The sequence below is a fragment of the Brucella sp. GW823-FHT04E01 genome, assembly GCF_058796175.1.
The window spans coordinates 734,099-749,621 of the sequence record NZ_JBXAIK010000001.1; the positions used below are offsets into that span (position 1 = coordinate 734,099).

Here is a 15,523-nt window from a genome sequence, read left to right on the forward strand (position 1 = left end):
GCATGTCTTTATCCTGAAACCGGTTTCCACTTCCGGGAGACATGCTCTAAGCGGGAGCACCTTATGATCGGCCATGCACTTGTGGTTGTCGACGTCCAGAATGATTTCTGCCCCGGCGGTGCGCTAGCCGTCGATCGCGGTGACGAAATCATTCCCACCGTCAACCGGCTGATCGATGAAAGCGAACACGTGATCCTCACGCAGGACTGGCACCCGGCCAATCATTCAAGCTTCGCCTCGACTCATGCCCACGCCCAGCCTTTCGATACGATCGAGATGGCCTATGGCCTGCAGACGCTCTGGCCCGACCATTGCGTTCAGGGCGGTCATGGTGCAGATTTTCACGCCGATCTGCAGTGGACACGGGCACAGCTCGTCATTCGCAAAGGCTTTCGCATCGGCATAGACAGCTATTCTGCATTCTTCGAAAACGACCGCAGCACGCCGACCGGTCTTGGCGGGTATTTACGCGAACGTAACATTGGTTCGCTCACTCTGGCGGGACTGGCAACCGACTTCTGCGTCGCCTATTCGGCGCTCGACGCCATTGCAGAAGGCTTTCAGGTGCGCGTCCGTCTGGATGCGTGCCGCGGGATCGACCTTAATGGCTCAATGGACATCATGCTGCAGAAGATGAAACAGGCTGGTGTCGAGTTGATTGACGAGCCTGTTTCAGCATCACATTTACTCTAGTGGTCTGATTCCGACATTTGCGTCCCTCTGATACAGGCGCCGAGCAAATGTCGGAATCGCAAAGACCACTGGTAACTTCATGTATCTAGTGGATTTTTCGAATTTGACGTTTGAAACAGCATCTCATGAAGTCGGGATTCAAACGTCAAATTCAATCCACCAGTTCGCCGTCCGGCAGCACGACGAAGATCAACACAGCGATGATGGTGATGAAGAACCGGAACGCGGATTCGATCCCGTTCCAGGTTTGCGACATCCACATGCCGAACCATTCGCCGCCAACCGACATGAAGCCGACCTGCCAGACCAGAAAACCGAGTGCGAGACCGGCAATGGCCCATTTCTTCGAACGGTTGAAGCTGACCGCCCGGTCAGTCAGACGGCCGAGCATCGCAAACGCCCCGATCCAGCACAGGATCGCCGTCAGCGTCTCTGCCGCGATGATGAGAATATAGGCGGCATTGTGCAGCATCGGATTAGTGATGGCGCGATACTTGATAGTGGCATCGGGAAAGATGGTATCCATCATCAGGACGTGCTGCACGAACCCGAAATTCGTGTCGTAATCGGTGATATTACCGAACGAAACCAGCGTTGCGAAAAAGGCTATAGCCGCCACGAAGGCGGTTTTGCTCAAACGTGTTACGATCATGGAAATCCCCTTCCCCGAATGAGCCGCAGCGCGCCGATCATGATCCCCTGAAAACGATCTGCAGCATGAAAGCGCGATGTCAGTCGCGTCCGGTGATGGTCCTCAACTCCGGCGATTCGGTCAAGGCCAACAAAAAGGGCAGCCGAAGCTGCCCTTCTAATCCAAGGATACAAGGCCAACTAGTGCCCTGTCACCTTTTCGGCTTCTTCCTGCCAGTTCGGATTGAGCCGGTTGTAGCGCAGCGAAGACATGAACGAGAGACCGATCAAAGCCGCGCCGATAAGGCCGGTAATGACTTCCGGAATATGTACCAGCGTCTGGACATACATGATGACCGCCAGAACCAGGATCGCATAGAAAGCACCATGTTCGAGGTAGCGGTACTGACCCAGCGTCTTGCGCTCGACAAGCATGATAGTGAGCGAACGCACATAGAATGCACCAATACCGAGACCGATAGCGATGATGAACAGGTTCGTGGTCAGCGCGAACGCACCGATAACACCGTCGAACGAGAAGCTGGCATCTAGCACTTCAAGATAGATGAAGGCGCCGAGACCACCGCGATGGACCATATCCATCTGCTCCTGCGTCGCATCCAGAACCTCGCCCAGTCCTTCGACAGCGAGGAAGGTCAGAAGACCGAACAGGGCTGCGATCAGGAAGGTGTGCGAATGTTCGGCATCAAGCTGGTACGAGAAGAAGATGATCAGAGCGATTGCCACACCGATCTCGACCCCCTGCACCGAAGCAAACTTCGACATACGGCTTTCGATGGCCTTGATCCAGTGCACGTCCTTCTCGACATCAAAGAAGTACTTCATGCCGACCATCAGCAGAAATGTACCGCCAAAGGCAGCAATACCTGTATGGGATTCCGAGATCACGCGAGCATATTCATCCGGCTGCCAGATCGCGAGTTTCAATGCCGAGATCGGATCGGTCCACATGGCAACGGCGACAATGGCAAGCGGGAAGATGATGCGCATGCCGAAAACGGCAATGATAATGCCCCAAGTCAGGAAGCGATGCTGCCATTCCGGCGTCATGTCGCGCAGGATGCGCGCATTGACGATAGCGTTATCGAAAGAAAGCGATATTTCGAGAACGCTCAAAACTGCACAGATGATGAAGACGGAGACCATTCCCCCAAAAGTGCCGGTCATTTCGAAACCGAGCCAAACGGCACCAGCGAGACCCAGTACGGTAAAAACCATGGGCCAAATAAAGTAACGAAGAGTGGCCATTTCAAACCATTGAATTCTTATTGTTTATCAAACGGAAACAGACACTGGCCGCTACAGCACACTGCCGTGAAGCGAAATCCGCTTCCCGTCGCGCGCGCTACCTGACCACTGCTCTTCCCGCCAAGGCGTACCGGCTATGTAAGTAGCTTGCCAGATGCAAACAAGAGAAAGCGTGGCAATAATTTGGCCAATTTGCGGATTTGATGTGCTGAAATATTTCGTTACTATTCTGTGATACTAAAGTAGAACAGCCTCACAGCTCCACCTACTCGCCCTCATAGTAAAATCTGCCGGAACGTCAGATTTGTGCGAATTGTCACGTGGCAAAAACTTCATCACAACATAGATTTATAATGTGGGCTGCGCACCGCTGCCGGTTGCGGGCCTTTCAGGAATAAGGGAATTCAACAGATGATTGCTCCGGAAGAGCTACAGCGCCGAATAGAAAAAAGACTTGCCGAGAGCAGTTTTTCACAACCGGAACTTCTGATCCGGCGGGCGCATCGTTTGGCGCAGGAAGGCAAGAACGGATCAGCCTCGGTGGCCGACGCACTGCTGAAGGAAGCCGGTTCGCAAATAGGTCTGCAGGAGCTTTCCGAAATAATCGACCACAAGCCCTGGCTGCTCGAAACGATTATCAATGGCGCTGGGAAAAAGGTCGGCAACTCCGACCATCATTAGATGTGCGTTAGAACAAACATTTAGAGCGCATTTCCAGTATTTTTCTTTCGATACATGACTGCAAGGGGAGACACAGATGATGATAACCGGACCTCAATGCCGTGCAGCCAGAGCGCTTGTGGAATTCTCACGCGACCGTCTGGCCCAACTATCGGGGATCGAAGCAGCGACCATCGAGCAGTTTGAGCGCAAGCTCGGTACGCCAACGGGCGAACAGATACAGGCATTGGCCAATGCGCTGGAAAAAGCCGGTGCGCAATTCATTCCCGAAAATGGTGGCGGTGTCGGGGTACGCCTGAAATTCAATCGTTCGGAGACCAAACGCATTGCCAATCTGGAGAACGAGGGCGGCCCGACTGCCTCCGACGAGGTGCCGTAGCAAGCGCAGGCTTTTCGATAGCGCGTCCTGAAAACGACCGCGTAAATAGTTGGAGCGCCGACCCGGTTCAATCAGCTCGGCGCTCCAGACTCTCAATTCCTGAAAAGGCTTACTTGTCAGTCAGGGCTGGCGGATTCAGACGCTCCTGCATCTTGATCGTCACCAGATCCTTGGCTTCAAGATTATAATCTTTGAAAGCAGCACCGCGAAGAACCTGATCGTCATAGGTCTTGACGTAGTAAGTCATGTTCTTCATGTCGGCGATGGTCGTCCACTGCGTGTATTCGAGCGGCGTTGCCGGGTCCACGATCCAGCCCTTGGGAATATCAAAGTTGTTGGCGATATGCTCGGCCAGACGAACGCTTTGCGGCCCGCTCGGCACCTTTGCGGCCGACAGAACGAAAGCCGTTGCGCGCACAAACCTTGATGGAGGCGTCGTGTCTCCAGGCACGCCCAGCATACCCGATCCTTCACCCAATGGCGTGAAAGTAGCGCCATTGACCTTGAGCGGCTTGGTATTGTCCGGCGACAGGTGAACATAATTGCGCAGATTGGTCATGTGCCAGTCGAAGGACGGCGAATTCGTCATCACTCCGAGCGGATTGTCATAAACCTTCAGCTTGCCATCGATGGGTTCAATGACAATCGATGCACCCGTCGCATCGTGCAGTGTATAATGCACAGGTGGTGCGAAACCCATATTGGGTTGCTTGACATCAATGACGGCAATGCTGCCAAGAGCTGCCTTCACTTCCGCCACGGTGGAGAAATTGGTCAGGGCCCAGCTCAAAACATCCCAAGGAGCAAGGCTGTCTTCCGCCTTGGCCGTGGAAGGATCCTGGAACTTGGCGTAATCCGGGAAATAGAGGATGCCGCCCGCAAGTCCCTTCTCATTCATGCCATCCGTGAGAGCCGGAATGCCGAATGCATTCATGCCGATCACGGCATATTTGCTCTTCCATTGCTTGCCGGGTTTCGCATCGGCGGCGGTCGCCGTGAAAGCATAGTTTCGCGGAACGACGATCATATCGGACTTGAGTTCGAACCCGAACTCCATCGTGCGCGCATAGACCATACCACCGTCGCTCGTCGGGAGAACGAAGCTGGTGCAGGCGAAAGCTGCCTGAGGAACGACCAGAGCTGCAGCGATGAGAGCAGTTGCAGCGCCCCGCGCAAACATCCGGCGAGACGACTTCCAGATAGATTGTTTCGTTTTCATGATGACCTCGTTACTCCACGATTTGTCATATTAAGAATTGCCAAAATAACTTCCTCGCCTCGCCTCAATGAGAAAAGAGGCGCCGCTCCCATTCCGAATAAATGGTTGCACCTGATGAAAGTCAACAGAACAAACCTTAATATAAGTATCAATTTTCAGTTTATTTCCCGGAATGATTAACATATATATGGAGAAAGATTTGAATCTGATGTATTATCGAAATTGCTAATACATAATCCAGGGGGTTTTTTCGGTGAAAGACGGAAGATCGCGTAACCAGAACGGGAATTTACTGTTAAAATTTTCCAGAAATATTATATTAGCATCAACTGTTTTAATAGGTATGTCAGCGACATCGTTCGCGGCAGATGCCGTGACAACACAACCAGAAATTCAGGACCAGCAGCGCTGGCGCGTGATTTTCAGCCCATATGTCTGGGGTGCATCGCTGAACGGCACCGCTGGTCTGCTAGGCCGCAGCACCGATGTCAACGTCCCCTTTCGCGAGATTTTCGATAATCTCGATATGACTTTCATGGGCAATGTCGATATCAGCAACGGCACGGTTGGTTTTTTCATCGACGGTCAGTACGTCAAGACCAGTCAGGATGAAAACCTCCGCGACAACGAACTCGCCCTCGATATCAAGACAACCACCTTGGCAGCTGGTGCTTATTATCGCGTCTATGAACAGCAGCTCGAGGGAACGACGCTCTTCGGAAACCAGCGGATTTTCGCGATTGAACCAACCGTGGGTGTTCGCTGGACAAGACTGGAGGCCGGACTTGAAGTTGGCCCTTACAGCGAGTCGCGCAAGGTGGAATGGACCGATCCCTTTGTAGGCGCGCGTGTCTTCTACGACATCAATGACCGGTGGAACATTTTTGCAGAAGCCGACATTGGTGGTTTCGGAGCTGGAACCAAACTCAGCGCCAATGGCCAGATCTATCTTGGATATCGAACAATGGTTTTCGATATTCCCACGACATTCCGTGTCGGCTACCGGGCGCTTTATCAGGACTACAAGGACAACGATACGGTTGAGAATTTCAAGTATGACGTGACCCAGCATGGGCCAGTCGTCGGTTTTTCCGTCTCGTTCTAGTGCACAACAAATTAGTTTCTGTTGTTTGACCCGCCGGCAAAACCGGCGGGTTTTTTGCTATTCTCTCCCCTTGATCAGCTCTAAGTAAAATTCAACGACTTCCGGTAATAATAAGCGGGGAATAATCTGGGGGAATGAATGACCTATATCTTCGAGCTGCCGATCTATCTTTCTTTTACGGCCTTCGCCGTACTTGGAATTGTGTTCTATGCGGTTGGACGTTTCGCGCTCGACATGCTGTCCAAACATGCCGCCAGCGACGCTCTGTCCATTCCGATCGGTGCTTTCATCAGCACCATTGCGACGGCCTGGGCCTTGTCGCTCGGTTTTGTTGCCGCTGATATCTGGAGCGTCAATTCCCGGGCAGATCAGGCGATCAGTGAAGAACGCTCGGCCATTTCCCGTCTGATCGGAACGTCCAGGGCCGAGATATTGAATGCGCCTGAACTTACTGCCGCCCTCACCGGCTATCGCCTTGCCGTGATCGATGACGAATGGCGCGAAAAGATCAATGTCGAGCCAGCAGGTTCCGTTGAAACGGCGTTGCAGAGTATCCGGCGCGAGATCATCAATCTGGCACGCGCCGACGTGCCGTCACCCGTTATCTCCCAGCTCATCAACGACTTCGATGAACTGCAGGACGCGCGCAATACCCGTCTGGCTGTCGGATCGACCTCAATCGACTATTACAAATGGTATCTCGTGCTTTCTCTTACATTCCTCACGGCGATAACCATTGCAGCGACCCACGCGGACCGTGTGCGAGCTGGTGTAAAGGCGCTCGTCATTTATTCGCTGACAGCCTCATTCTGCCTCTGGATTCTCGCAATCCACGCCAATCCCTATCAGGGGCTGGAACGCCTTGAACCGTCCCTGCTTTTCACCAGCCACAAGCACGGTTAAGATACCTGGAGATTCGATTTATTTTATCCTGCTGAAATTGCAGGGAAATCTTCTCAATCGAACGCGGAGCAGCGATTTGATGAAACTGCTGGGCGCTGGCGCCCTCATAGGCTTGGCCTTCCCGGTCGGAATGGCTTCTGCACAAACCTTCAGCGTCTGCCACGGTTATGAATGCCATTACCGGACCAAAGTTACGCTGACCGCGAAGGACCAACAGCGTATCCGGAACCTTCTGCAAAATGGCAGTCGCAGCGCAGATGGCGAACGGAAAGCACTGCGAACGGCAGTTGCAATCTTCGAACAGCGCGGTACCGCAGCGATTGGCGTCCGGGACAAGCCGAGAATGCAATTCGGCAAGGCCCGAATCAAGGGCCAGATGGATTGCATCGATGAATCGACCAATACCGATAACTTCCTGCGCTACCTGCAATCACGCGGCTGGCTGAAGCACCACACTGTCGCGCGACGCACGTCCCGCGGCGCTTTCTTCGATGGACGATATCCACACTGGACGGCAGTTGTCGAAGACAAGCAGGGCCAGAAATGGGCCGTCGATTCCTGGTATGAGGCAGGCGGCGGACCGCCAGACATCATGCCGCTGCAGCAATGGAAGCAGCGCGGTTATATGGGCGAGCGTTAAAACTCGTTCGCCCGTCTTTCCACTTACAATCACTGCCTTATATCGCCCTGCGAAGGGCATTCACTCAATAGCAAACGGGCATCCTGCCCTAGAGATTACCGGGCATCACAGAGGGGACGATCCATGCCGATTTTGAAGCGGTCTTTTTCCAGCATCTGCACTACAGCGCTCGTTGCAGGCAGCATGCTTGCCGCACCGATTGCCGAAGCTTGCACACGTTTCGTGTATCACGGGGCCAACGATCAGGTGATGACCGCCCGATCCATGGATTGGAAAGTGGATGTTGCGACCAATCTCTGGGTCTTTCCACGCGGCATGAAACGTTCCGGCGAGGCCGGCAAGAACTCGCTTCAGTGGACATCCAAATATGGCAGTGTGATCGCCTCCGGTTACGACATTTCCACGACAGATGGACTGAACGAAGCAGGACTTTCCGTTGGCGCATTGTGGCTCGTTGAATCGGAATATCCGAAATATGACGGCACCACACCGGGCCTCAGCATCGCGGCTTGGGCGCAATATGTGCTTGATAACTTTGCCACAGTCGACGAGGCGGTCAAAACTCTGCGCGCAGAGCCTTTCACCATCGTGACGGACAAGGTCCCCGGTGAAGACAGACTGGCCACGTTGCATCTGGCCATATCCGATTCCAGCGGCGACAGCGCGGTCATCGAATATATCAACGGCAAGCAGGTGATCCATCACGGCAAGCAATATCAGGTGATGACCAATTCGCCGACATTCGACGAGCAGCTTGCGCTCAACTCCTATTGGACCCAGATCGGCGGCACTGTCATGCTGCCGGGCACCAATCGCGCCGCCGACCGTTTCGCGCGCGCATCGTTCTATGTAAACGCCGTCCCGAAAACCGACGACCCTGTTGAGTCGATTGCCAGTGTTTTCAGCGTCATCCGGAACACTTCGGTGCCTTTCGGCCTGACAACACCTGACCAGCCGAACATTTCCTCGACGCGCTGGCGGACGGTGGCCGACCAGAAGCGCATGCTTTATTTCTTCGAATCGGCTTTGACACCCAATGTCTTCTGGGTTGATCTCAAGGAAATCGACTTTTCGCCAGAGACCGGCAAGGTCAAGAAACTCGACCTCGGCGTCAATCAGACCAACACGTTCAATGGCGTCGTCAACGACAGTTTCAAGGAAAGCGAGCCCTTCAAGTTCCTCGGTCTTTGAGCTGGTTCTACAGTTTTTTGCTGAACCAATCACGCTCCGCTGCGTTAGTTATCCATAACCAACCCAGAACGGAGGACCAACCAATGGACTGGAATCGCGTTGAAGGAAACTGGAAACAGGCCAAGGGCAAGATCAAGGAACAGTGGGGTAAACTTACCGATGACGATCTCGACCAGATCAATGGCCGGCGCGAGCAGTTGGAAGGCAAAATCCAGGAACGCTACGGCATAGAAAAAGACCGCGTGCGTTCTGAACTGGATGATTGGTACAATCGCCAGACCTGGCTTTCATAAAGCCGCATCCTTCAAGAGAAAGCCCTGCCCATTGGCAGGGCTTTTTCAATTATTACCGGCAGCCATCCACGCGCTGCAGAGAGGCGGAAAGCCCCATCAGGGAGAAGGTATAGCGAGTCTGTGTACCGCGTGCCGACGTTGCCTGCACATTGAGCGTTTTGCCCGCGCGCATTGCCCGCATCAGCTTCGCTTCGTCGGCAACATTTTCCGCCCAGGCGCGATTGCCCTCGCTGAAGAACGGAAAGCGCGCGCCATCCACCATCACATTGACCGAACTGTTGGCTTTCAGCTGATATCCCATCACCAATTGAGGGCTATACTGGCCATCCGCCTTGGAAATAATCACGAAATTATCGCCGTGCTGCACGCCGGTCGGCTGAAAATTGATCGGCACAGTCAAAGCATAGCATTTGTTACCCGCAAGCTCGGTGTTCTGGTAAACGCCCCAATCGCGGAATTCACCCAAATAACTCGTCTTCGCTGAAGCCGCGAGAGAGCTCGCCACCAACCCTGCCAATGCCAGCGCAACGGTGGTTGCATTTTTTCTCATCGCCCAAAACCTCCATTTTGTCGCCAGTTCACGTCACTTAAAAAATTGTTTCATTGCGTTACTATTTTCTTAACGAACTGCTAAAATTTGTTGAAAGTTTGCGATGGAAAGCAAAAACACCGGTCTGTTGAACAGACCGGATACCGCACAAGGTAACAGCTCCAATGGAAATATCGCGCAACGCGACAAAATTGATTGAAGGAGACATCGCAATCCCCAAGAAGCCCCCCCTTAGACCTCCCGAAATATTTGGTCTGGTACCACATTGCCGTTTTTGCCTGCATTGCACAGGATAACGCGGCACCCGACAATCGCGAGTACAGTTAAGTTCAAAAAAGTCCATGAAGACATGCCGACCACGTATATATGTAGATCGGCATATCTCAATGTTACGCGTTGATTACATCTTTGGCAGCAAGACCTTATCAATTACATGAATAACGCCATTTGACTGCTTCACATCAGCAATGGTTACGTTCGCAACATTGCCATTCTCGTCGGTTAACGTAATCTTATCGCCGCTTTCCTTTGCCTTGAGAATACAGCCACCGACTGTCTTCACATCATGCGAGCCCTTGTCATCGGCAATCATCTTCTTGATGTTCTTTGACATCGCGTCCGCTGCAACGACGTGGCACGTCAAAACCTTGGTTAGCTTTGCCTTGTTTTCAGGCTTAAGCAGTTCATCAACAGTGCCTTTTGGAAGTGCGGCAAACGCTTCGTTTGTTGGTGCAAACACTGTAAATGGCCCCTTACCTTTCAGCGTTTCCACAAGGTCTGCGGCCTTTACTGCTGCAACCAGTGTAGTGTGGTCTTTGGAGTTCATCGCATTTTCAACTATGTTTTTGTTCGCATACATTGGCGAGCCGCCGACATTGGGGTTTTCGGCATAAGCAGATGTGGCAGCAACCAGCATTACAGTTGCTGCTGAAAGTGCACGGAACGTAAAGGGGTTCATAGTCTGTCTCCTCCTAAAGCAAACAATTCTGGGAGATAACACCTGCCCAGAAGCTCCTGAAAAGGTAGCCAATGAGGAAGACGAGATTAGAAAGAGAAAAGTTTCAGGAGCCAAGCCAAACTTGTGGCACCTTACAATGGGCGCACAATACCACTAGCCACGATTGGGCCAGATGGTACCCCGGTTGGAGACCCGCCAAATGGTTCAAGACTGACGGCGAGTGTCGTACCCGCTGTAATATCGTCGCGTAGTTCAAGCGGAATGGTAAGTTCCCCTTGTTTGCCTGGCTTAAAGATGCCCAGCGAAACCGGGTTGCCTTTTTGCAGTACCAACCAAAGTTCAAGCGATTTCTCGCCGGAGGCTCCAGCTGCAACAGGGATGACTTGAAGATATCCGCTGGCCGGATCATAGGAAGCGAGCAAATTCACACGTACGTCTGTTGCTGACAGTTCGGCAACCAGAGGACCGCTGTTCTTAGACGTTAGATTACCGCCGAAAGCGAAGATAATCGCTACACCGGCAGCGATTGTTGTTGCCAAAGAAACCCATCGCCAGAAGATAACAGAACTCCATAACGACACAGTATGCCCTGCATCCTGTGTCGATCCAAACAATCGCTTCTCTATTTCTCCGAATATATTTTCATTCACTGGCAATTCTTGATAGTCGTCATTGAAATGCGAGAAACTGATCTGCCATCGCTCAACTAGTAACGCGAACTCCTTGTCATGAAGCATCCTTTGCTCCACTTGGCGACGCTTCTCATTTGACAAAACGCCGAGCACGTATTCACCAGCCAGCACGTCATCCTGACCGCGTTTGCCATGATTTTGCTCGCTTGATGTCATCGCTGCATGCACTCTCTCAGTTTCAATAGACTGCGTCGCAACCAAGTGCGTACAGTATTCAAAGGCACTTGTAATTCCTGGGCGAGCTCAAGATAGCTGAGACCTTCCACATAAGCTTGCCGAACCGCTTTCGCATGAACTTGATCAAGCTCTCGCATGCAATCATCTATCCGGCGTCCTTCGTCTCTTGCCAGCACCTCCTTCTCGGGGCTTGGATTGACGTCGTCAGCCAGATCATGAACTTCGTCAAGATCCTCCGTAACAGGTTTTCTTGCTCGAATGACATCTATTGAATGATTGCGGGCGATAGTTGCCAACCAAGCTGAAGCCACGCTTTCACCAATCCCAAACGTACTCGAACGTTTCCAAATCTTGATATAGACGTCTTGAAGGGCTTCCTCTGCCTCCGATCTGTCTTTCAATATACGAAGGCAAATCGCGAATAGTTTCGGGCTAGTATCCTTATAAAGTGAGGCGAAAGCGTCTTTGTCACCCAAAGCCACTTTGCTAATCAGAACGGATGTTTCATCTGTCTGTTTCAACGAAATTAGTGCTTCTCATACGAATCTGCGGGATCAGCGAAAACGATTATTCGGCATCCGTATCAGTCCAGCATAATACTCTTTAAAAGAGCTTGAATATGCTCAATCATATGCAAAAACTAATTGCTGTAAATATCAACTTGAATAGCCGCTTTACTTGCACCAACTGGACATGGTTTGGCTGAGTCTCGTTTAGAGTTGCAAACGAGCGCACAGAACGGCGAACTCGCCAAAGATAAGCCAAATAAATTACTGAGGGAGAAAATGGTGGGCCCGGAGGGACTCGAACCCCCAACCAAGCGGTTATGAGCCGCCGGCTCTAACCAATTGAGCTACAGGCCCCACGCAACGTTGACCTACCCTAAAGAAAGCCGGGATACAAGCTGTCAAATGCATCAGTTGCCCTAATGCGCACATATTCAGTTGCGATGCATACAACCTAGAGCATTTCCAGCAAAAGTGCGAAGCGGTTTTGCGTAGGATAATGCGACGAAACAAATAGTTAGAGCGGTTCCAGCGACTCCGCTTTAACTGGAACCGCTCTAAAACCACGGTATTTCTGATTTGAACCAGCAGTTGTAATTGGCACGCAATTCGAATCTGATATCGTCGGCTTCATACATAAGAGGGAACTTAAGAAATAAGCGATTTCAAAGGCAAAGTGGCCAGCCGCTCCGGTGTAACCAGCTTTGCCAGAGCTGCCTCAACTTTCTCTACAGGAGATTTTATGAACAACCGCGCTACCACTCTTCTTGCAACCTCCTTTTCTGCAATCATGCTCGCAGGCGCGCTGACGCTGCCAGCTCTGGCACAGGAGAATCAGATGACGAAGCAGCCTGCGCGTATCGCCGTCACTGGCGAAGGCACCATGACCGCCTCGCCCGATATGGCCATCCTCAATCTCTCCGTACTGCGCGAGGCAAAGACCGCTCGCGAAGCTATGACCGCCAACAACGAAGCCATGGCGAAAGTACTCGAAGCCATGAAGAAAGCTGGTATCGAAGATCGCGATCTTCAGACCGGCGGCATCAACATCCAGCCACGCTACGTCTATCCGGACGACAAGAATGGTTTGAAAGAACCAAGCATTACCGGCTATACGGTTTCGAACAGCCTGACTGTACGCGTGCGCGATCTGGCCAAGGTCGGCAATGTGCTTGATGAATCCGTCACGCTCGGCGTCAATCAGGGTGGCGATCTGAGTTTCGTGAACGACAACCCAGCCGCCACGATCAATGAAGCGCGCAAGCGTGCCGTTGCCGACGCCATCGCCAAGGCAAAGACCCTTGCCGATGCTGCCGGTGTAGGCATTGGCCGCGTTGTCGAGATCAACGAGCAGAGCCGCCCACCCATGCCGATGCCAATCGCTCGTGCTCAGTATAAGACCATGGCTGCAGCAGCGCCGGAAGATGCCGTGCCCGTTGCAGCTGGCGAGAACAGCTATAACGTTTCGGTCAATGTCGTTTTCGAAATCAAGGAATAATGGCAATCCAATTGGCAATTGCGAAGGGGCGCTCCAGCGCCCCTTTTCTTTTACCCGCCACAAAGAAAAGCCCCGGCCTGATTTACTCAGGCCGGGGCTTTTGAAACTTAAACCGTGCGCCTTAGCGAATGATCGGGCAACCACGAACATTTGCGAACACGACACCGGCAGGGCGACCATGACGGAAGCCACGAACCTGAACCGACTTGCCGCGATAGACGACACGCGCATTGCGGATGCCCATGCGATTAGCCTTCATCTTGGCGCCTTCGATGGAGCAGGCACGGCCACGATAAGCTGGACGGCTATGGTGGTAGCCTCGGTAATCGATATTCACGATGGCAGAGCTTGCCGACGTGCTGATGGTTGGAGCGACAACCGGCGATGCGGCGCTGGCGGAAGCTGCCGTCGTGAAGATGGCGGCAACACCAAGAGCGGCGGTTACGACGAACGACTTGAGCGAAATAGCAGACATCTTTGAACCTCTTCGATTTGTTTTCAGGTCTTGCCTGAGGCACCCGAGAAGTAGCGCCCTATAGATGAACAGAATGAAAAACCAACGTTCATGTGCCGTTCAGCTTCATATGAAGTAGAAGGAATGCCTGCGCACTGCTTTTATAAACTTAATAAATTCAATGCGTTATAAGGAAACAAAATCCGCGCTGCTATATTTGAAGCATAGATTAAATTTACGCAATGTTTGAAAAACGCAAACGAGCCATCAGCGGTGGCTCGGCATCACCATATGATCGAGATAATCGTCGTCATCTTCCAGATCGTGATCGAAAGCCGTCACCTTGCCGCGAACGGAAATACCTGCCTCGTGCACCGTTTCGGGTGAACCCGAAATAAGCGGATGCCACCAATAGAGATCCGAACCTTCTGCAACCAGACGGTAGGCGCACGTCACAGGCAGCCAGTCCACCTCGTCAACGATTTCCGGCGTCAGAAAAACGCAGTCCGGCACCGTCTTCTTGCGGTTCGGATAATCACGGCACTGGCAGCTGTCCGGGTTGAGCAGCGTGCAGGCAACGCTGGTCCAGTAAATCTCGTTTGTGTCGTCATCCTGCAATTTATGCAGGCAACATTGGCCGCAACCGTCACACAGGCTCTCCCACTCGCTGCGGGTGAGCTGGTTCAAGGTCTTGGTGCGCCAGAATGGTTTGTCGTTCATAACGCAGCGTATAATGGAATTATGTCGGGAATGGCGTGGACAAATCGCCGCCATTTCAGAACACTTGATATTCGATCCGGATCGGGCTATTAGACCCGCGTCATCATCATGACCGTAAGCGTCTTACGTTAGGCAACGCATCAATCTCGCCGGGAACGGCAATTCGCATTGATGTTTCGTTGCGCCTTCCCTGCATAATATTCAGGAATACACATGTCTCAGTTTGAATGCGCACGCCGCAGGAAGCTGCCTGCACGCTATGCATCTATTGTGATGCCGTTCATCCTATCGATCATGATGACGTTCATTGTGTCGTTGATTGCAACCGCCAAGACCCTTGGCATTGCCCATCCCAATCTCGCATCCAGCTGGATGACGGCATGGGCCCTTTCGTGGGTGGTCGCCTTTCCGGTTCTCCTCGCCATTCTGCCCATCGTGCGCAGAATGGTCGCCATGGTGTGCGACCCGCATTAACAGTTAGAGCGCGTTTCGATCTGATAAGATCAGATCGGCGCTCTAACGTCTTCTATTTCAAGCATAATCTTATCGATCCTCGTTTCACTCCGGTCGGATTATGCTCTAAAAAGCAAAAGCCGCGCATCTTGATGCGCGGCTTTTTCAATTCTCTCGCAGGCGGCTCAGCGGAAAATAGCTTCGCCTTGTTCATCCACGATCTGCCGTCCCTTATTCAGCGAAATGCTGGCGGCATCTTCGATGCCGGGGCAACGGTCGGCGCGAACGAAGCGATATTCCTTCACTTCGCCATCGATCGTCTTGGAAATGACGCCGCAGACCTGATACTGCCCGCCCTCGCTATAGGGCGTGGCAATGATCAGAAAGTCCTTGTGTTCAAGGCGACCCGCCTCTTTCGGCTCTGCCGGTGTCTCGGAGGCAGAGCCTCCACCGAAAAGACGCTTCAAAAAAGACATATCGCCTCCCCTTCCCGTATGTGTTTGTTCAGTTCA

General features: G+C 52.5%; 20 protein-coding genes and 1 tRNA gene. 10 read left to right on the forward strand and 11 right to left on the reverse strand.

Annotated features, from left to right (window positions below; genetic code table 11):
• The first annotated feature begins 63 nt into the window (after positions 1 to 63).
• Complete coding sequence (gene pncA / locus AC1RHM_RS03685; protein ID WP_010659693.1) at positions 64 to 693, forward strand: bifunctional nicotinamidase/pyrazinamidase; 630 nt, start codon at positions 64 to 66, stop codon at positions 691 to 693.
• 151 nt (positions 694 to 844) lie between these two features.
• Here the strand turns inward: pncA and AC1RHM_RS03690 are convergent, their stop codons facing one another.
• Positions 845 to 1,345 (reverse strand): DUF2165 family protein, encoded by a 501-nt coding sequence (locus tag AC1RHM_RS03690; protein ID WP_010659692.1) that lies wholly within the window; start codon positions 1,343 to 1,345, stop codon positions 845 to 847.
• A gap of 179 nt (positions 1,346 to 1,524) precedes the next feature.
• Positions 1,525 to 2,592, reverse strand: coding sequence for a DUF475 domain-containing protein (locus AC1RHM_RS03695; RefSeq protein WP_010659691.1), 1,068 nt, complete (start codon positions 2,590 to 2,592; stop codon positions 1,525 to 1,527).
• 411 nt (positions 2,593 to 3,003) lie between these two features.
• On the opposite strand from AC1RHM_RS03695, the gene AC1RHM_RS03700 reads away from it, so the two are divergent.
• Together AC1RHM_RS03700 and AC1RHM_RS03705 are read left to right on the forward strand one after the other, a co-directional pair.
• Positions 3,004 to 3,273, forward strand: coding sequence for a hypothetical protein (locus AC1RHM_RS03700; RefSeq protein ID WP_010659690.1), 270 nt, complete (start codon positions 3,004 to 3,006; stop codon positions 3,271 to 3,273).
• A gap of 76 nt (positions 3,274 to 3,349) precedes the next feature.
• Entirely contained in the window at positions 3,350 to 3,652 is a 303-nt protein-coding gene (locus AC1RHM_RS03705) for a helix-turn-helix domain-containing protein (protein WP_010659689.1), read from the forward strand.
• Positions 3,653 to 3,761: 109 nt separating this feature from the next.
• On the opposite strand, the gene AC1RHM_RS03710 is transcribed toward AC1RHM_RS03705, so the two are convergent.
• Positions 3,762 to 4,871, reverse strand: coding sequence for a linear amide C-N hydrolase (locus AC1RHM_RS03710; RefSeq protein WP_010659688.1), 1,110 nt, complete (start codon positions 4,869 to 4,871; stop codon positions 3,762 to 3,764).
• Between the two features lie 343 nt (positions 4,872 to 5,214).
• Between AC1RHM_RS03710 and AC1RHM_RS03715 the strand changes: the two genes are divergently transcribed.
• The 5 genes from AC1RHM_RS03715 to AC1RHM_RS03735 all read left to right on the forward strand — a co-directional run bounded on the left by AC1RHM_RS03715 (position 5,215) and on the right by AC1RHM_RS03735 (position 9,003).
• Positions 5,215 to 5,976, forward strand: coding sequence for a hypothetical protein (locus tag AC1RHM_RS03715; RefSeq protein WP_010659687.1), 762 nt, complete (start codon positions 5,215 to 5,217; stop codon positions 5,974 to 5,976).
• 138 nt (positions 5,977 to 6,114) lie between these two features.
• Entirely contained in the window at positions 6,115 to 6,879 is a 765-nt protein-coding gene (locus AC1RHM_RS03720; protein ID WP_010659686.1) for a bestrophin-like domain, read from the forward strand.
• Between the two features lie 79 nt (positions 6,880 to 6,958).
• Positions 6,959 to 7,519, forward strand: coding sequence for a hypothetical protein (locus tag AC1RHM_RS03725; RefSeq protein WP_010659685.1), 561 nt, complete (start codon positions 6,959 to 6,961; stop codon positions 7,517 to 7,519).
• Positions 7,520 to 7,642: 123 nt separating this feature from the next.
• Positions 7,643 to 8,710: a linear amide C-N hydrolase gene (locus AC1RHM_RS03730; RefSeq protein ID WP_010659684.1), complete on the forward strand. Its 1,068-nt coding sequence runs from the start codon at positions 7,643 to 7,645 to the stop codon at positions 8,708 to 8,710.
• An 83-nt stretch (positions 8,711 to 8,793) separates the two neighbouring features.
• Positions 8,794 to 9,003: a CsbD family protein gene (locus AC1RHM_RS03735; protein WP_006467262.1), complete on the forward strand. Its 210-nt coding sequence runs from the start codon at positions 8,794 to 8,796 to the stop codon at positions 9,001 to 9,003.
• 52 nt (positions 9,004 to 9,055) lie between these two features.
• Here AC1RHM_RS03735 and AC1RHM_RS03740 read toward each other — a convergent pair whose 3' ends face one another.
• The 5 genes from AC1RHM_RS03740 to AC1RHM_RS03760 form a co-directional block, all read right to left on the reverse strand.
• Positions 9,056 to 9,553: an invasion associated locus B family protein gene (locus tag AC1RHM_RS03740; RefSeq protein ID WP_012091713.1), complete on the reverse strand. Its 498-nt coding sequence runs from the start codon at positions 9,551 to 9,553 to the stop codon at positions 9,056 to 9,058.
• 400 nt (positions 9,554 to 9,953) lie between these two features.
• The gene (locus tag AC1RHM_RS03745; RefSeq protein WP_010659682.1) at positions 9,954 to 10,511 is read right to left on the reverse strand and encodes a fasciclin domain-containing protein; all 558 of its coding nucleotides are present in this window, start codon (positions 10,509 to 10,511) and stop codon (positions 9,954 to 9,956) included.
• 131 nt (positions 10,512 to 10,642) lie between these two features.
• On the reverse strand, positions 10,643 to 11,359 hold the full coding sequence (locus tag AC1RHM_RS03750) for an anti-sigma factor (RefSeq protein ID WP_010659681.1): 717 nt from the start codon (positions 11,357 to 11,359) through the stop codon (positions 10,643 to 10,645).
• Positions 11,356 to 11,901, reverse strand: coding sequence for a sigma-70 family RNA polymerase sigma factor (locus AC1RHM_RS03755; protein ID WP_010659680.1), 546 nt, complete (start codon positions 11,899 to 11,901; stop codon positions 11,356 to 11,358). Before AC1RHM_RS03755 ends, AC1RHM_RS03750 begins: the two co-directional genes overlap by 4 nt.
• Before the next feature lie 265 nt (positions 11,902 to 12,166).
• Positions 12,167 to 12,243, reverse strand: a tRNA-Ile gene (locus AC1RHM_RS03760).
• A gap of 385 nt (positions 12,244 to 12,628) precedes the next feature.
• Between AC1RHM_RS03760 and AC1RHM_RS03765 the strand changes: the two genes are divergently transcribed.
• Complete coding sequence (locus tag AC1RHM_RS03765; protein WP_010659679.1) at positions 12,629 to 13,384, forward strand: SIMPL domain-containing protein; 756 nt, start codon at positions 12,629 to 12,631, stop codon at positions 13,382 to 13,384.
• 121 nt (positions 13,385 to 13,505) lie between these two features.
• Here the strand turns inward: AC1RHM_RS03765 and AC1RHM_RS03770 are convergent, their stop codons facing one another.
• Together AC1RHM_RS03770 and AC1RHM_RS03775 are read right to left on the reverse strand one after the other, a co-directional pair.
• On the reverse strand, positions 13,506 to 13,859 hold the full coding sequence (locus AC1RHM_RS03770; protein ID WP_010659678.1) for a hypothetical protein: 354 nt from the start codon (positions 13,857 to 13,859) through the stop codon (positions 13,506 to 13,508).
• Between the two features lie 246 nt (positions 13,860 to 14,105).
• Complete coding sequence (locus AC1RHM_RS03775; RefSeq protein WP_029376061.1) at positions 14,106 to 14,558, reverse strand: YcgN family cysteine cluster protein; 453 nt, start codon at positions 14,556 to 14,558, stop codon at positions 14,106 to 14,108.
• 213 nt (positions 14,559 to 14,771) lie between these two features.
• Between AC1RHM_RS03775 and AC1RHM_RS03780 the strand changes: the two genes are divergently transcribed.
• Positions 14,772 to 15,032, forward strand: coding sequence for a DUF2798 domain-containing protein (locus tag AC1RHM_RS03780; RefSeq protein ID WP_010659676.1), 261 nt, complete (start codon positions 14,772 to 14,774; stop codon positions 15,030 to 15,032).
• A 164-nt stretch (positions 15,033 to 15,196) separates the two neighbouring features.
• Here the strand turns inward: AC1RHM_RS03780 and AC1RHM_RS03785 are convergent, their stop codons facing one another.
• Positions 15,197 to 15,487 (reverse strand): HlyU family transcriptional regulator, encoded by a 291-nt coding sequence (locus tag AC1RHM_RS03785; RefSeq protein ID WP_010659675.1) that lies wholly within the window; start codon positions 15,485 to 15,487, stop codon positions 15,197 to 15,199.
• Between the last annotated feature and the right edge of the window lie 36 nt (positions 15,488 to 15,523).

What these genes read in the sequence shown, in the direction of transcription:
- pncA (WP_010659693.1), top strand. Translation starts at nt 64, where the DNA reads ATGATCGGCCATGCACTTGTGGTTGTCGACGTCCAGAATGATTTCTGC.
- AC1RHM_RS03690 (WP_010659692.1), bottom strand. Translation starts at nt 1,345, where the DNA reads ATGATCGTAACACGTTTGAGCAAAACCGCCTTCGTGGCGGCTATAGCC.
- AC1RHM_RS03695 (WP_010659691.1), bottom strand. Translation starts at nt 2,592, where the DNA reads ATGGCCACTCTTCGTTACTTTATTTGGCCCATGGTTTTTACCGTACTG.
- AC1RHM_RS03700 (WP_010659690.1), top strand. Translation starts at nt 3,004, where the DNA reads ATGATTGCTCCGGAAGAGCTACAGCGCCGAATAGAAAAAAGACTTGCC.
- AC1RHM_RS03705 (WP_010659689.1), top strand. Translation starts at nt 3,350, where the DNA reads ATGATGATAACCGGACCTCAATGCCGTGCAGCCAGAGCGCTTGTGGAA.
- AC1RHM_RS03710 (WP_010659688.1), bottom strand. Translation starts at nt 4,871, where the DNA reads ATGAAAACGAAACAATCTATCTGGAAGTCGTCTCGCCGGATGTTTGCG.
- AC1RHM_RS03715 (WP_010659687.1), top strand. Translation starts at nt 5,215, where the DNA reads ATGTCAGCGACATCGTTCGCGGCAGATGCCGTGACAACACAACCAGAA.
- AC1RHM_RS03720 (WP_010659686.1), top strand. Translation starts at nt 6,115, where the DNA reads ATGACCTATATCTTCGAGCTGCCGATCTATCTTTCTTTTACGGCCTTC.
- AC1RHM_RS03725 (WP_010659685.1), top strand. Translation starts at nt 6,959, where the DNA reads ATGAAACTGCTGGGCGCTGGCGCCCTCATAGGCTTGGCCTTCCCGGTC.
- AC1RHM_RS03730 (WP_010659684.1), top strand. Translation starts at nt 7,643, where the DNA reads ATGCCGATTTTGAAGCGGTCTTTTTCCAGCATCTGCACTACAGCGCTC.
- AC1RHM_RS03735 (WP_006467262.1), top strand. Translation starts at nt 8,794, where the DNA reads ATGGACTGGAATCGCGTTGAAGGAAACTGGAAACAGGCCAAGGGCAAG.
- AC1RHM_RS03740 (WP_012091713.1), bottom strand. Translation starts at nt 9,553, where the DNA reads ATGAGAAAAAATGCAACCACCGTTGCGCTGGCATTGGCAGGGTTGGTG.
- AC1RHM_RS03745 (WP_010659682.1), bottom strand. Translation starts at nt 10,511, where the DNA reads ATGAACCCCTTTACGTTCCGTGCACTTTCAGCAGCAACTGTAATGCTG.
- AC1RHM_RS03750 (WP_010659681.1), bottom strand. Translation starts at nt 11,359, where the DNA reads ATGACATCAAGCGAGCAAAATCATGGCAAACGCGGTCAGGATGACGTG.
- AC1RHM_RS03765 (WP_010659679.1), top strand. Translation starts at nt 12,629, where the DNA reads ATGAACAACCGCGCTACCACTCTTCTTGCAACCTCCTTTTCTGCAATC.
- AC1RHM_RS03770 (WP_010659678.1), bottom strand. Translation starts at nt 13,859, where the DNA reads ATGTCTGCTATTTCGCTCAAGTCGTTCGTCGTAACCGCCGCTCTTGGT.
- AC1RHM_RS03775 (WP_029376061.1), bottom strand. Translation starts at nt 14,558, where the DNA reads ATGAACGACAAACCATTCTGGCGCACCAAGACCTTGAACCAGCTCACC.
- AC1RHM_RS03780 (WP_010659676.1), top strand. Translation starts at nt 14,772, where the DNA reads ATGTCTCAGTTTGAATGCGCACGCCGCAGGAAGCTGCCTGCACGCTAT.
- AC1RHM_RS03785 (WP_010659675.1), bottom strand. Translation starts at nt 15,487, where the DNA reads ATGTCTTTTTTGAAGCGTCTTTTCGGTGGAGGCTCTGCCTCCGAGACA.